Source organism: Flavobacterium johnsoniae UW101 (assembly GCF_000016645.1).
Taxonomy (GTDB): domain Bacteria; phylum Bacteroidota; class Bacteroidia; order Flavobacteriales; family Flavobacteriaceae; genus Flavobacterium; species Flavobacterium johnsoniae.
In genome coordinates this window covers 3,520,889-3,533,641 of record NC_009441.1, presented here as the reverse complement: position 1 = coordinate 3,533,641, position 12,753 = coordinate 3,520,889, and the positions used below count along the sequence as shown (strand labels likewise).

At 39.1% G+C, this 12,753-nt stretch carries 14 protein-coding genes, 1 tRNA gene and 1 pseudogene; 5 read left to right on the top strand and 11 right to left on the bottom strand.

Features of this window, described 5'->3' with window-relative positions; all coding sequences use genetic code 11:
• Positions 1 to 5: 5 nt before the first annotated feature.
• From FJOH_RS26585 to FJOH_RS15455, 4 genes and pseudogenes are all read right to left on the bottom strand, one after another.
• Complete coding sequence (locus FJOH_RS26585; RefSeq protein ID WP_008463865.1) at positions 6 to 224, bottom strand: PRTRC system protein C; 219 nt, start codon at positions 222 to 224, stop codon at positions 6 to 8.
• A gap of 11 nt (positions 225 to 235) precedes the next feature.
• Positions 236 to 855: pseudogene (locus FJOH_RS26580) on the bottom strand (PRTRC system protein E).
• A gap of 122 nt (positions 856 to 977) precedes the next feature.
• Entirely contained in the window at positions 978 to 2,051 is a 1,074-nt protein-coding gene (locus tag FJOH_RS15460; RefSeq protein WP_008463869.1) for a DUF932 domain-containing protein, read from the bottom strand.
• Between the two features lie 47 nt (positions 2,052 to 2,098).
• Entirely contained in the window at positions 2,099 to 2,491 is a 393-nt protein-coding gene (locus FJOH_RS15455) for a single-stranded DNA-binding protein (RefSeq protein WP_008463870.1), read from the bottom strand.
• 623 nt (positions 2,492 to 3,114) lie between these two features.
• Here FJOH_RS15455 and FJOH_RS15450 point away from each other — a divergent pair.
• Positions 3,115 to 4,710 carry a phospholipase D-like domain-containing protein gene (locus FJOH_RS15450; RefSeq protein WP_008463871.1) on the top strand — a complete coding sequence of 532 codons (1,596 nt, stop codon included), beginning with the start codon at positions 3,115 to 3,117 and terminating at the stop codon, positions 4,708 to 4,710.
• A gap of 57 nt (positions 4,711 to 4,767) precedes the next feature.
• Here the strand turns inward: FJOH_RS15450 and FJOH_RS15445 are convergent, their stop codons facing one another.
• The 3 genes from FJOH_RS15445 to FJOH_RS15435 all read right to left on the bottom strand — a co-directional run bounded on the left by FJOH_RS15445 (position 4,768) and on the right by FJOH_RS15435 (position 6,492).
• A complete protein-coding gene (locus FJOH_RS15445) occupies positions 4,768 to 5,607 on the bottom strand; it encodes a S1 family peptidase (RefSeq protein ID WP_008463872.1) in 840 nt (279 codons plus the stop codon).
• A gap of 66 nt (positions 5,608 to 5,673) precedes the next feature.
• Entirely contained in the window at positions 5,674 to 6,009 is a 336-nt protein-coding gene (locus tag FJOH_RS15440) for a hypothetical protein (protein WP_008463873.1), read from the bottom strand.
• A gap of 12 nt (positions 6,010 to 6,021) precedes the next feature.
• Positions 6,022 to 6,492, bottom strand: coding sequence for a hypothetical protein (locus FJOH_RS15435; protein ID WP_008463874.1), 471 nt, complete (start codon positions 6,490 to 6,492; stop codon positions 6,022 to 6,024).
• Between the two features lie 203 nt (positions 6,493 to 6,695).
• Between FJOH_RS15435 and FJOH_RS27000 the strand changes: the two genes are divergently transcribed.
• Positions 6,696 to 6,866, top strand: a complete 171-nt coding sequence (locus FJOH_RS27000; RefSeq protein WP_157498535.1) for a hypothetical protein — start codon at positions 6,696 to 6,698, stop codon at positions 6,864 to 6,866.
• On the top strand, positions 6,863 to 8,413 hold the full coding sequence (locus tag FJOH_RS26575) for a recombinase family protein (RefSeq protein WP_012025034.1): 1,551 nt from the start codon (positions 6,863 to 6,865) through the stop codon (positions 8,411 to 8,413). The genes FJOH_RS27000 and FJOH_RS26575 overlap by 4 nt, the downstream gene beginning before the upstream one ends.
• Here the strand turns inward: FJOH_RS26575 and FJOH_RS15420 are convergent.
• Positions 8,379 to 8,452, bottom strand: a tRNA-Arg gene (locus tag FJOH_RS15420). The genes FJOH_RS26575 and FJOH_RS15420 overlap by 35 nt on opposite strands.
• 114 nt (positions 8,453 to 8,566) lie before the next feature.
• On the opposite strand from FJOH_RS15420, the gene FJOH_RS15415 reads away from it, so the two are divergent.
• Positions 8,567 to 9,079, top strand: coding sequence for an adenine phosphoribosyltransferase (locus FJOH_RS15415; protein ID WP_012025033.1), 513 nt, complete (start codon positions 8,567 to 8,569; stop codon positions 9,077 to 9,079).
• Here the strand turns inward: FJOH_RS15415 and FJOH_RS15410 are convergent, their stop codons facing one another.
• From FJOH_RS15410 to FJOH_RS15395, 3 genes are all read right to left on the bottom strand, one after another.
• Positions 9,080 to 9,730: a response regulator transcription factor gene (locus FJOH_RS15410; protein ID WP_012025032.1), complete on the bottom strand. Its 651-nt coding sequence runs from the start codon at positions 9,728 to 9,730 to the stop codon at positions 9,080 to 9,082. It lies immediately after the preceding gene.
• Positions 9,727 to 10,503, bottom strand: coding sequence for a sensor histidine kinase (locus FJOH_RS15405; protein WP_012025031.1), 777 nt, complete (start codon positions 10,501 to 10,503; stop codon positions 9,727 to 9,729). The genes FJOH_RS15410 and FJOH_RS15405 overlap by 4 nt, the downstream gene beginning before the upstream one ends.
• Positions 10,504 to 11,130: 627 nt before the next feature.
• Positions 11,131 to 11,565 carry a hypothetical protein gene (locus FJOH_RS15395; RefSeq protein WP_012025029.1) on the bottom strand — a complete coding sequence of 145 codons (435 nt, stop codon included), beginning with the start codon at positions 11,563 to 11,565 and terminating at the stop codon, positions 11,131 to 11,133.
• 339 nt (positions 11,566 to 11,904) lie between these two features.
• Here FJOH_RS15395 and FJOH_RS15390 point away from each other — a divergent pair, with 339 nt between their 5' ends.
• Complete coding sequence (locus FJOH_RS15390; protein WP_012025028.1) at positions 11,905 to 12,729, top strand: N-acetylmuramidase domain-containing protein; 825 nt, start codon at positions 11,905 to 11,907, stop codon at positions 12,727 to 12,729.
• Positions 12,730 to 12,753: the final 24 nt, after the last annotated feature.

Sequence of the window (12,753 nt, the reverse complement as noted above, 5' to 3'; positions counted from 1 at the left end):
TTAGGTTATCCTTTTGTTCCCATTACGGTTTCGAATCTGTATTCCACCGCATCGTCCCTGATGACTGGCGCTGAAATTTTGGAGGTCGTCAGGATAGGGTATGTCGGGGCGTAGAAATTCAGCACCGCCTCGACGCTCCATCTAGGTTCGGGGTCGCTCAGCCTTATCTGCTGACCCTTTTCAATGATTATGAAAACCCGCTGTAGGTGTGTTGCTAGTAACATATCGCTGCATTTTAATATTCATATTCCTCTTGGTCTTCTTCTTCCTCTTCATATTCCTGCTCCTCAAAGGACATTTCCTCATCGGGCTGAATCTCTGCATGTTCGGGATAGAGCGCCTCTTTGGGCGGTTCGGGCTTTTCCTGTTCTGAACCGAAAAGGCTCGGAGCGGAGAACCTGTCCGACAGGGATGTTCTCTTTCTGCGTATTTCGTCGGCTCTGTCGGGAAATTCCGCCGCTTCGGGAACTTTCATCCAAGCCTCACGGAATCTGCCCTGTTTTCCAGTTCTTCAGCCTTTGTCATGGCATCGCTGAATCTTTTGTCTTTGGCTTCGTGCTGCTTTTTCTGCGCATCGGCTTTCTGTTTCTCCTTTGCCGACTGCATTTTCACCTGTTCCAGCTGTTTCATGAAAGATTCCATGTCTGCCATCAGTCCCGATGCGCTCTGCATCGGGGCGGTAATGGTGTGAAAGAAACCGCTGTCGAGTTCCTCTGCTGTTCCTCTCAGGTTGAGCGGGGGTATGATGTTTTTGGCATTGTCCCCGCAGGCTTCGTTTTTAAGCATGACCGATACGACAAGGATGCCTTCGGTCGATTTTGCGATGGTCAGGTGCAGATCCCCTGAAATGTCCATCTGTCTTATCTGATTGAAAAAATTGCTGTTCATAGCTGTAGATTTTAATGTCTGTTTTTTATCGGCTTCACATACTGAGAAGCTGTAAGACGGCCGCTTTGAAGGCAGCCGCCCGTCTTTTTTTAATTCAGCATCAGCGCCTTATTGCCGTCCACGGCAAAAGAGGTGCAGAGTTCGAAGGCTTTCTGCGATTTCAGCTGTGCCGTTCCTCCCATCACGATGGACTGCAGTTTTGCTTCATCGTCCTTGTAGGTGCGCACGTTCTGATAATATCCTGTCACGGCATTGTATGCGCCATAAAGCGTTCCTTTTGTGGTTTCCATCTGTTGGGTGTCGCTTGCCATGGCATAGGCAAAAGCATCTTCCACGGTGTTTCTGAAAATGGCGGACACTGCATCATCTGCGCCAGTTTTAAGCATTTCCAGAGTTTCCCTGTTCGGGCATAATGCCAGCTGAATCAACTTTTTGACCTCTGTATCCGTAACTTTTACTTTAGCCCAATGGTTGAAGATGTCCTCCAGCTGACTGCTGAGCGTGTTTGCCAGTCCCATGACCTTGTGCGCATCATCAAGGCGCTGTTTTGCTCCCGAAGTGTGTCGGATGCGCACCACGTTGCTCATGCTGCGGAGCGAGGCGTTAAGTGTGTTTTGGCATACGATTCGGATGGGAGTGAAGGCTGCTGTAATGCTTCCGCTTCCATCGTGGGAGGTGGTCAGGAAAATATATTTTTCAGTCACATCATCCCCGCTGCCGACCCTGATGTAGTCGGGAAGCTTGGCTGTAATGAAGATGCGTTCCCCGTTCCCTAACGCCCCTGCGGTTTCATACAGGATGCCTTCGCCGCCGCCGACTATGGCGTCAAAAAAGCTGAACGCCTCACGGTTCTGTACTATATGGTAGTCTTTCCCCACTACGCCCAAAACCGTATTGCTGTCGGTGCGGATGGTCGAGAAATAATCGGGAACGTGCAGTTCTGCGCCTGCCGTCACAGTACCGTCCTGCATTTCCTCCTTTGCCAAGGCTTTGGTGTATAAAGGCGTTTTGGCGACCTCGTAATCCAATTGGGCGTGCCTGATGGCTTCTGCGCTTGTCGGATAGTCCTGCACCGTTTTTCCGAGATTGTGCCATGCTTTCTGCTTTACGCTGAAAAATGAATAATTTCCTGTGCTGCTGTTGTAATTGATATTGTGTGCCATGATAATTGTTTTAAAGTTGAAACTTGATATTAATTCCTATGTGAGCCTTAAAACGGCAGGTCTTCCTCAGGTTCCTGCACAGCAGGTCTGCTGCTTTTGTTCTGTGTTGCCGTAACTTCGCCCTGTTCCTTTTTTACGCCTCCGTGCAGCTTAATCTGCGAGGTATTGAAGTTCAGTCCCGCATGCAGTTCCCCGTCGCTTCCTTTCCATGCTCTTGCGCTTACCCTGCCTGACAGTTCCACAAGAGTTCCCTTTCTCAGTATTTCCGCTACTTTCGGGCTAATCCAGTAGGCGCAGTCGAAGTAAGTGGTCTGTTCCACTCGCTCGCCCTCCTTGCTTCTGTAGCTATCGTTTGTCGCTATTGAAAAATTCACGACCTGTCTGTTTCCTGACAAGGTGCGTACCTCTGCGTCTTTTGTTACTCTTCCGATGATGTTCATGATTTCTGATTTTTAAGGATTAATTTTTTTTGAAATTTTATTTATTCGGCAATGACGAGGTGGAGCTGTTTTGTTTCATTTTCCGCTTCCAATATTTTATTTCTCATTGCTGACATTTTTTTTATTCGTTTAAAGAGCCGGTGTATGCTATGTTTTGTTTCATGAGCATAAAAAGGTTAGTGTTTAGCAGAAGCAAGGCTTTGATGGAAAATACGACCCGTATGGGTGGAGATTTTATATCAAATCCGCAGGACATGGCCTTGCTTCTGGGTTAAGAACACGGAGATACCTTTGCTCCTGAAATAAGACAGAAGCATACAGGCTGTTGGCAAAAAAATAACGGGAAGCCATGTGACTAGGATATTAGAGCGGGAATAGGATGCAATCTGAAATTCTGAATTAGATAAATTGGTATATATTATTGGAAAACAGGTATTTGTACCTGTTGTCTGTTTGATGTTTTTTCTATATTTATTGTGTGTTTTGCGTTTGACATTTTTCTAGATTTAGAATTATGAATAATTGGGCGCAGATTTGAATTGTATAAGATTCGATACCTGAATTAAACTAAGATGAATATTGGTTGGAACATAAATATTAAGTGTCATTTAATATGATTTGTTATGGGAGAAAATTATAAAATGGAACTGGCGGAAGCTGTTGAGATGGCTAAGCAGGAACTTTATGGTATTCCTGGCGTCCTAAATATTGAGCAGGGCTTTAGATTTAAAAATGGATGGATTACGGACGAAGAGGTCATCTCTGTGCAAGTTGCGGAAAAAATTAATGAAAAGACGCTGCTTGAACTGGCGGTGAAACCTCTGCCTGCAGAGTTCATGGGATACGGAATCGATGTGGTGGCTGCGGGATTCGAACAGCAGCTTGAATATTTGGGGGTGGATGTAAGCTTTTGGGCTGCGCCAAAGCCAGGCAATTATCGTGAGCCTGCAAATATTGGGCTGCCCCGTGTAGTTGAGTATATGGAAGCGGTTTTTCATGTTAGCCCTGATTCGGGATGGCCAAATCTGAAGGATTTTCTTAAAAGAGTAAGCAGCAGGCTTACTGCAACCATGTACGAGTGGGAGGCTGAGCACATTAGTTCGGCAATTTTTGAGGCTGTGCAAAACTGCAACGGGAGCCTTAGAATGGTTACCCAAAACGATGGCACTGATAGAGCGGTGAATAATATGAAGAGCCGTCTAGGGAGTAAATTTGAGCATGTCTGGTCATCTGTAGGAAGCGGCAAATTAATTGCGAGCGACTATCATATAAAAGTAGCAGCGCGAGATGATGAGGAGTTCTGGCTGAGCAGCGGAAATTGGAAGAATTCGAACCAAGCCGATATTGATCCGGCAGGCAAGGGCCAGGCTATTCCCGGACCGCTTGCGAAACATAACCGGGAGTGGAATGTGGTAATAAAAAATGCGACGTTGGCTACCATTTTCAGAAAGTACATAGATTGGGATTATCAGGAAGCGCTGCGTGTGCCTTTCGATGTTAAAGAAAAGCTCGCAAATTCCTATGTCTTTATCTCTAAGGGGATCTGTCCTCCAGTACCTCCGATAGTAAGATATTTTAAGCCGTTGACAGTTAAGCGCATACTTGATGTGCAGCCTCTGCTGACTCCGGATAAAAATTCTGAGGGCCAGCGTATGTTCCTTTATCATGCGACAGAAATGGTTAAAAGTGCAAAGGTTAGCATTGACATTGAAAACCAGTCTTTTTCATTATTGGAGAACAACGATCCTGTTTATGAAAGCTTTTACAGGGCGGTTGTCGAAAAGCAGAGCAATGGCGTGGCGGTGAGGATAATTTTCAGGGATCCGCGTGAATTTGGGGCTAAAGGGCAGGCTGGTTTGGTTAAAACACTCACAAGGCTTAAAAAATTTGGCTTTAATACTGATAATATAAAAGTACAGTGCCGATGCCATACCAAAGCAATAATTGTTGATTCTTCAGACCAAGCCAATGCTCAGGTTTTATTCGGAAGCCATAATTTAACCACGACGGGAGCCATGTACAACAGGGACGCCAGCTTATTGATAAGAGACAGGCCAGTGGCGCAATATTTTCAGGAGATTTTTGATTTCGACTGGAGCAATTTAGCGGTTCAGCAGACTGTCGAAGGCCTTACTGCTGTAAAACTTGCTTTAGCGTCAGAAGCGGCGCCGGAAGGATTTAGAAAGGTTCTGCTTTCTGAAATTTTAGGAGAAGCTTAGGTAAATGAAACAGGTTTAAGATTTTTCAAAATCTAAATCTGTGCAAGACGATTATCTTTACTGTAAACGCTCGGCAAAATCCAGGATCTTGCTGCCGTTTATAGCCGCTCCAAGGTTAATTGGCAATTGCGTCTTTACAATCTTTTTCTTTTTGATTGGCACTCTTTCTATTTCTCCTTCAGCGGTGTATTGCGGTCCCTCGTATAAAATACCAAGCAGGATTATCCGATATTTGACAAAATAATGGTTTTCATTTCGATCCATATATTGGCCGATATTGTAAATAATGATCGGCGATCCGCTTGAGCCGGGAAAACACGCCGCATCAATTAAAAATTCATCGTAGCCAAGATATGGCAGTCTTGGGCTGGTTGCAGTAATTCCTTTTCTGACAATGGGTTTGTTGTTGTGGTCATCCCAAATGTTTTCAGGATATCCGACCATTATGATTTCTTCGATGGCACATAAGTTTTCAATTTCCTGTTTAGTGGGGATATGGCTGGAGTCAAACGCTCCGTAAAAAAAATCTTCTTTGATTAAGTGCTTAATTGATTTTATCGGCAGAATGCATAAGTCGACTTCGTCGTCGGGATGGTTAATCCAGTGCGATTGGAAGTCTTCAAGGAAAATTGTCAAATGTTCAGTGTTAATCTGTTCTCCATTTTGGTCTTTCTTGGTTAGGGTAAACTGGCCATTCTGGACTCCATCTACAACATGACAGTTGGTTACAATCACTAAGCTATCCAGTGTTTCTGGGGTTTGCGGATCGAAATCAAAAAAGAAGCCGGTACCTGTGCCGCCATTTTTGCCAAAAGTTTCTATTCTGACAGTTGCTGATGTGATAAGATCGGTAACGGAAATATCGTTGGAATTCTTGTTTGAGAGTTCTTTTGCCATAAAGTTTTATATTTTATCAGGGGTGGTTATTTGCAGATCTGCTGATATAATAGATTTTTAAGCCAGCTAGTTCCGGCTGGAATATTTCATGTAAGCTTCAACTTCAAGATGGAGCCGAATTATGTCTGCGATGAATTTGGACGCTGTTGAATTCCGCTTTCCAAGCAGGGATCTGGCTATTGAACCCTTCGCAGCGCCTGATGCTCCTTGTCCGCTGTAAAGCAGATTGTGTTTTATCTTATTTTTCAAGGGCATTAATTCATCAGGAACAGGAGCGCGCAAAGCGGACCTTATCTCAAGCTCGGATTCAATCAATCTTTCCTTTGCGTTGCCTTTTCCAATGCAGAGTTTATAAATTGCTGCGGTACTTTTACCGATAAAATAATTAAAACTCGGTTTCATAATTATGTGAAATTATAATAAGACGAAATTTGAATCCTTATTGAAAAAATCCTCACACCTTTTTTTAACCATTTTATAGCTGCTATCGCCGAAATAATATTTTTTTAAGTATTCTATCATGGTACGGCATCCGCTTTTGTCGTAAGCTGCAATAGATCTGGCAACAGTTAGATCTATATTTTCGGTTCTGAAAGCGGGACTTCCACCCTTGTGCAGGGGTGTAGTTTTAGGCACCAGTTCAAAATGACCGAATTTGCCGGTAGGCTGATGGATCAGGTATTCCACTTCGTATTCTTCTGGGTTTTCTTTTGGAATTTTTATGTTCTTAATCCTTTTAAATATGTACTCTGCTTCCAGCTTAAGAGGCGGATTTCTGAAAACGTTGTTCTCGTATGCCCAAATGAAATAATCTAAATCGGCAAACAAAATCTGCGGCAGCGTCTTGCCCAAATGCTTTTTTAAATTTACTGCTGTAAATACCATAGCGATTTCATTTTTTTAATTAAAATGCTGATTATTGGCGGAATTCTAATGTAAATATACTCTTTAAAAATAACAAATCAGCTATCTCTAATTGATAGACATGTGCTTCCACTTTATGCCAGTGAAAACCGATTTATACATCATGACATTTAATTAAAATAAATTTCTATCTAGTGTAATTATAATCTAAAATGGATAATGAGATGGAAAACGAGACAGGTTACAATGAGTCGAAAATTACAACTGAAAAAGCACTGCAGATGCTTAAAACTGAAGGCTTGGAGGTGACTTTTGAACAGGCTGAAGAAATCTTGTATTTCTTGAGAAAAATTGCTAATATCGCGGTGGTTAAACATTTAAATAAAACAGAATGAGCAAGATAGCAGATTTGTATATCAGGGTAAGCACTGATGAGCAGGCTGAGAAAGGCTTCTCTCAGCGCAATCAGGAAGAGATGCTGAGAAAGTACTGTGGCATCAACAGAATTCAGATACGCAATGTGATTTACGAAGATCATTCGGCAAAAACTTTCAACAGGCCGCAATGGAAAAAATTTCTTGCCGACATAAAAAAACGCAAACATAAAATAAGCCTGGTCCTTTTTATGAAATGGGATAGGTTCAGCCGAAACGCGGGCGATGCCTATCAGATGATAAATCAATTAAGGGCGTTGGGAGTCGAACCGCAGGCAATTGAGCAGCCGCTGGATCTTAGTGTTCCGGAGAATAAGATGATGCTGGCATTTTATCTTGCTGCGCCTGAGGTTGAAAATGACCGCAGGGCGCTAAATACGTTTCAGGGCCTCAGAAGGGGCAAAAAAGAGGGCAGGCATATGGGAATGGCTCCGTATGGCTATGCTAACAAAGTTACCGAAGATGGAAAAAAGTATATTGCAATTGTGCCAGATAAGGCTGCAAACGTTGTTTGGGTATATGAACAGATTGCAAAAAATATTTTCAGTACCGAATCAATATATCAGACAGCCAAAGAAAAGGGCATGGGGATCTCTAAGAACAACATGTGGCTGATTATAAGAAATCCATTATACTGCGGAATGATAGTAGTTCCAAAGTATCGAGATGAGGAGGAAAGGCTTGTAAAGGGGCAGCATGATCCAATAATCAGCCAAGATCTGTTCTATAAAGTTCAGGATATACTCAATAGTAAAGCAAGGACGTACAGGCCAAAAATCAAAACAATTGAGAATTTTCCCCTCAGGGGATTTTTTGTCTGTCCTAAATGCGGACAGAAATTGGGAGGCAGCAAGTGCAGGGGCAGAAGCAGAGATTACTTCTATTACCACTGCGATAAAGTATGCAAGTGGAGGGTAAATTCCGAAATGGCCAATAGTGTATTTAAAGGGCATTTAAATAAGTTCAAGCCTCTGGCCGAAGTAAGAAAATTATACAGTGCAGTTCTGCTTGAAGCATACAGGGAACATACAGGATTGGTTATAAATGAGAAAAAGAAATCCCTGGAACAGATTGGGGTTTACGAAAAAAAACTGGCTGTTGCCAGAAACCTGCTGGTTACCGAGAAGATAGATGCCGATGACTATCATTTAATGAAGACAGAATACAATGCTGAGATCAGCAGGCTTGAAAATGAGATTGGAAATGTGGATGAAGACCGAGCCGATATTGAATCTTTAATGAACACAGGACTGCAAAACCTAATAAAGCTCGGCGAGGCCTTTGGTGACGGGTCTTTAGTCGACTCCAGAGAGATAATCGGTTTAATTTTTCCCGAAAATTTCACATTTCAAAACAATAAAATCCAAACCGCTAGGGTCAACGAAATGTTCAAGTGCATCTATCTGGTAAACAATAGATTACGGGCAAAAAAAAACGGAACAAAAGATGATATTTTTCTTTTGTCCCGAGTAGTGACCTCGACTGGATTCAAACCAGTAACCTTCTGAGCCGTAATCAGATGCGCTATTCAGTTGCGCCACGAGGCCTTTTTGTTATCAATTAGCTATTTTTTTGTAGCTTTGTTGATTGCTTATTGCGGGTGCAAAGATAGACATAAATGTGACATATACAAACATAAAATAAGATAAAAATAAAAAAAAATGAAGATTGAAAATTATATACGTGATATTCAGGGATTTCCAAAAGAAGGAATTTTATTTAAAGATATCACTCCGTTGTTAAATAACGTCGAAGCCAGACAGGAATGCTTGTCAATTCTGGTAAATTCTCTAAAAGGGCAGAAAATCGATAAGGTAGTAGGAGCAGAAAGCCGCGGCTTTTTCTTCGGAATGTTATTGGCACAAGAATTAAAAGCAGGATTTATTCCGGTTAGAAAACCTAAAAAACTGCCTTTTGATATTATTTCAGCTTCATACGAATTAGAATACGGAACAGACAGTCTCGAAATGCATATAGATGCCATAAAAAAAGGCGATCGTGTTTTAATTCATGACGATGTACTGGCAACCGGCGGAACAGCAAAAGCCGTTTGTGAATTGGTTGAAAAACTAGGCGGAGAAATTGTACAATGTAATTTCCTGATGGAGTTAACTTTTCTAAACGGACGTAAAAAAATTAAAGAATATCCTGTTTTTGCTGCGCTGACTTATTAATTATACAAATACAATTTTGTGTTTAACGGCATACAGTACTAAACCTATTCTGGTTTTTATTTCTAATTTATCAAATAAACATTCCCTGTAACCGTCGATGGTTTTAGGACTCAGGCACATTTCTGAAGCGATTTCTTTGTAAGTCATCTCGGTGCAGGCATGTTTTATAAAAACCAGTTCTTTTTCTTTTAAATTCACTTTTTTATTATCACTGTTGACCTTGTTAATAAGAATTCCCGAAACCAGTTCGGTGTAATAAAATCCTTTTTCTATAACACATTCAATAGCATCTTTAAAAATATCTGGTGACGTATCTTTCAGCAGATAACCTTTTGCGCCATTTGTAATCATTTTTATGATTATTTCCTCATCGTCATTTACAGAAAGAGCAATTACTTTTAAATCAGGTCTGTTTTCCTTAATCCATTTCATAGTGCTTAAGCCATCTAAAACAGGCATATTTACATCAAGCAAAACTAAATCTATATTGGTTTCCGGGTTTTCCTGCAGATAGGAAATAAAGACTTTTCCATTCTCAAATCGGTCGATAACTTCGTAATCTCCAAAGCTTTTAATTAAAAGTTCTAATGACTGGGAAAAAAGCTGATGATCGTCGACTATAATAATTTTACTTTTAGTATTCGGTTTCATTGGTTGTTGTTAAAGGGTATTCTAAGGTTACGGTTGTTCCTGATGCATTTTGATTCCATGATTAATTGAGCGCCAATAAGTTTAGCTCTCAGTTTCATGTTGGTTAATCCTAATCCGGAATTTGCTTTGTTAATGTCATAGCCAATTCCGAAATCCTTTAATTTTAATTGAAAAAGCGTTTCGGTTGTTGTAATATTTACTTCGTATAAATCGCTGTGAGAGTGTTTTAGGCTGTTGTGTAAAGCTTCCTGAAATATTCTGTAAATGAATAAATCGTGTTCTTCATTAATTTTCGGAATTTCTCCCGTTAAAGTATAACGATAATGAATTTTCTTCAGTTTTTTTACACGTTCTAAATCTTGTTTTATGGCTTCTATGAAGTTGTTTTGCAGTAGATTATCTTTATTAATAATGCGGGATAAAATTCGGAGTTCGTCTAATGCTTTTGCCAGAACATCTTTAAGATCTTTTAATTCTTTTACCTCAATGCTTTTGCTGCTGATAGACATATTGAGCTGCATTATGCCAACAGAAATAATCTGCCCAATGTTGTCATGAAGTTCTTTGCTGATTTCAGAAAGGGTCTGGTCTTTTATTTCAATTCTGGTTTTTACAAGTTCTGATTGGAAATACATTTCAGCTTCCATTTTTTCGACTAAGTAGTTGTTTTTCTTCTTTAAAAAATACAGGAAAAGAACCAATACAGTAACAAGTAAGGTTAAAAAAACGATACTTAATGAAATGACTAATAATTGTATTTCTTTTCGCTCCATAGAAATCCGATTATGTAACAACTGTGCGCCAGGATATTTAAAATAAATAATACCAGACTAAACACTGAATCATCTTGTTTAATGAGAAACCAGTTTATAGCCAGCATAAAAGGCGTAAAAGGGACATGAAAAACCAATATTCCTAAAATATACCAGAAAAAAACAGATCGTTTAAAGTTTAAAATTTTGTCTGAATTAAAAATCTCTACCAGATATAAACATGATAATATTAATACCAATACTACTCCAATCGCAAAACTATAGGTAAAAGAACGATTAGGGTCTTCTTTAAAATACATGATGTTTAAAAAGAAGGAAAGCATAAATAGTATAAGAAAATAAACTGCGGTCAATCTGTAATTTATTTTTAGCAGAAGACTTCGCAGTAATAAAATATAGGCTGAGAAACTAACGAACATATAGAAATTATAGACATAATAATTTAATAAGCCCGTCCAATACGTAAAATAGTATCCTACAAATTCTATTAGTGCAGAAAACCAGATTAAAATTACTAAAAATTTAGCTTTCTTACCAGGTAATTTATGCATTGAAATTAATCCGATGCTTCCTGATAATAAAGCTAAATAAATGATATAAGATCTTAAAAATTCAAACATAAGTTAATTAATAGATTAAGCTTGGCGGTCTGCCGATGTTTCCATAGTTCATAGGTTCAAGGCTTTGTATATCAGCTGGTGCTGCGTCTTGAACTAAAGCAAAACTTTGAATTTTTGCGGTATTGTCTTCGACTTTTTTTCCCGTAGGGACCAAGAATAGGGTTGTTAATCCGGCTTTTTCACCGTGTTTTTCGTCATCTGGATATACACCAAAGTAAAAGCGTATACCATCTACGTTGTATCCGTCTTTTGCACCATGTGTTTTAATGTAATGAATATAGCTTTCTAATGCTTCTAATGAATACCAAATAGCATTAGCATCTTCTTTTTTAGCTCCTTTTGCTGTTAAAGAAGCAGTTTTCTTATTGTTGTAATTAATATTTAACTGCTTTGCAAATTCTTTAGTTATTAACTGACTAGGTTTTGCGGGTGGATTTTTCATAATTATTTAAAATTTAATTGGTTAATGGTTTAGTTTACTGTTTTTTTATTTGTTGATGGAACAAAATTATCTGAAACCCAAAAACACCACAAGGGGAAAAATACCCTTTTTTAGTTAGGTAAAATTATTTAAAAATTTGGGGTAAAGTATTGTTTAGTAGTTAATTATAATTAAATAATTTTACAACATTAATTTTAAGCACTAAATAGACCATTTAAATATGTTATTTATACGATGTAGAAATCAAGAGCTTCCTGGGTAACAAAACTTAAATTTTACAGCTCTTAATCTAAAAGCCTAAATGAATTTCAGTAAAAAAATAATTCTAAATAAAAAGGCATGAGAACTATTAAATTAGGAGTAAAATCCAATGAAGTTTATTACTTAAATGAGCTTCTCGTAAAATTAGGGTACAGCATTGTAGTTTCTGATAGTTTTGGAACGGCAACAGACAAGTCAGTCAGAGATTTTCAATTAAAAAACAATTTGGTTGTAGATGGAGTAGTGGGTTTGAAAACGTGGACAGTACTTTTAGAAAAAAGTAAAAATAGTAATACGTCAAATTCTAAGCTGCTTTCAGAGCAAAATCTTATAGATTTCGCTAAACAGTTTAATCTTGAATTGGCTGTTGTAAAAGCTGTAAATGAAGTTGAAAGCAATGGAAAAGGTTTTTTAGTCGACGGAAGACCAAAGATTTTATTCGAAGGTCATGTTTTTTGGAAACAACTGGAAAATAGAAATATAGACCCGCATATCTATGTTAACACTTTAAATGAGAATATTCTATTTGAAAAGTATAACAGAAAATATTATGTGGGCGGAGCCGAAGAATACAACCGTTTAGAAAAAGCAGCAAGTTTAGGCGCAGATAAAAAATTTAGAGATGCCGCAAATTGTTCGGCTTCATGGGGACTTTTCCAAATAATGGGCTTCAATGCAGTGCCAATTGGTTATCAAAGTATTGATGAGTTTGTTATTAAAATGAACGAGAACGAAGGCGAACACTTAAAAGCTTTTGGAATGTTTTTAAAGAAAAATAATTTGATAGAAACATTACGAAGTAAAAACTGGGCAGTATTTGCTTTAAAATACAATGGCCCGGCTTATAAAACCAACAAATATGACGAAAAACTGCAGCGTGCTTATTTGAAATATTCTAAATGAAACAAAATAAAACCCGACAGGTTT

Excerpts from the sequence above, each read along its gene's own strand:
- FJOH_RS15450 (WP_008463871.1), top strand. The coding sequence starts at position 3,115 with ATGGGAGAAAATTATAAAATGGAACTGGCGGAAGCTGTTGAGATGGCT.
- FJOH_RS26575 (WP_012025034.1), top strand. The coding sequence starts at position 6,863 with ATGAGCAAGATAGCAGATTTGTATATCAGGGTAAGCACTGATGAGCAG.
- FJOH_RS15415 (WP_012025033.1), top strand. The coding sequence starts at position 8,567 with ATGAAGATTGAAAATTATATACGTGATATTCAGGGATTTCCAAAAGAA.
- FJOH_RS27000 (WP_157498535.1), top strand. The coding sequence starts at position 6,696 with ATGGAAAACGAGACAGGTTACAATGAGTCGAAAATTACAACTGAAAAA.
- FJOH_RS15390 (WP_012025028.1), top strand. The coding sequence starts at position 11,905 with ATGAGAACTATTAAATTAGGAGTAAAATCCAATGAAGTTTATTACTTA.
- FJOH_RS15460 (WP_008463869.1), bottom strand. The coding sequence starts at position 2,051 with ATGGCACACAATATCAATTACAACAGCAGCACAGGAAATTATTCATTT.
- FJOH_RS15395 (WP_012025029.1), bottom strand. The coding sequence starts at position 11,565 with ATGAAAAATCCACCCGCAAAACCTAGTCAGTTAATAACTAAAGAATTT.
- FJOH_RS15455 (WP_008463870.1), bottom strand. The coding sequence starts at position 2,491 with ATGAACATCATCGGAAGAGTAACAAAAGACGCAGAGGTACGCACCTTG.
- FJOH_RS15435 (WP_008463874.1), bottom strand. The coding sequence starts at position 6,492 with ATGGTATTTACAGCAGTAAATTTAAAAAAGCATTTGGGCAAGACGCTG.
- FJOH_RS15445 (WP_008463872.1), bottom strand. The coding sequence starts at position 5,607 with ATGGCAAAAGAACTCTCAAACAAGAATTCCAACGATATTTCCGTTACC.
- FJOH_RS15440 (WP_008463873.1), bottom strand. The coding sequence starts at position 6,009 with ATGAAACCGAGTTTTAATTATTTTATCGGTAAAAGTACCGCAGCAATT.
- FJOH_RS15410 (WP_012025032.1), bottom strand. The coding sequence starts at position 9,730 with ATGAAACCGAATACTAAAAGTAAAATTATTATAGTCGACGATCATCAG.
- FJOH_RS26585 (WP_008463865.1), bottom strand. The coding sequence starts at position 224 with ATGTTACTAGCAACACACCTACAGCGGGTTTTCATAATCATTGAAAAG.
- FJOH_RS15405 (WP_012025031.1), bottom strand. The coding sequence starts at position 10,503 with ATGGAGCGAAAAGAAATACAATTATTAGTCATTTCATTAAGTATCGTT.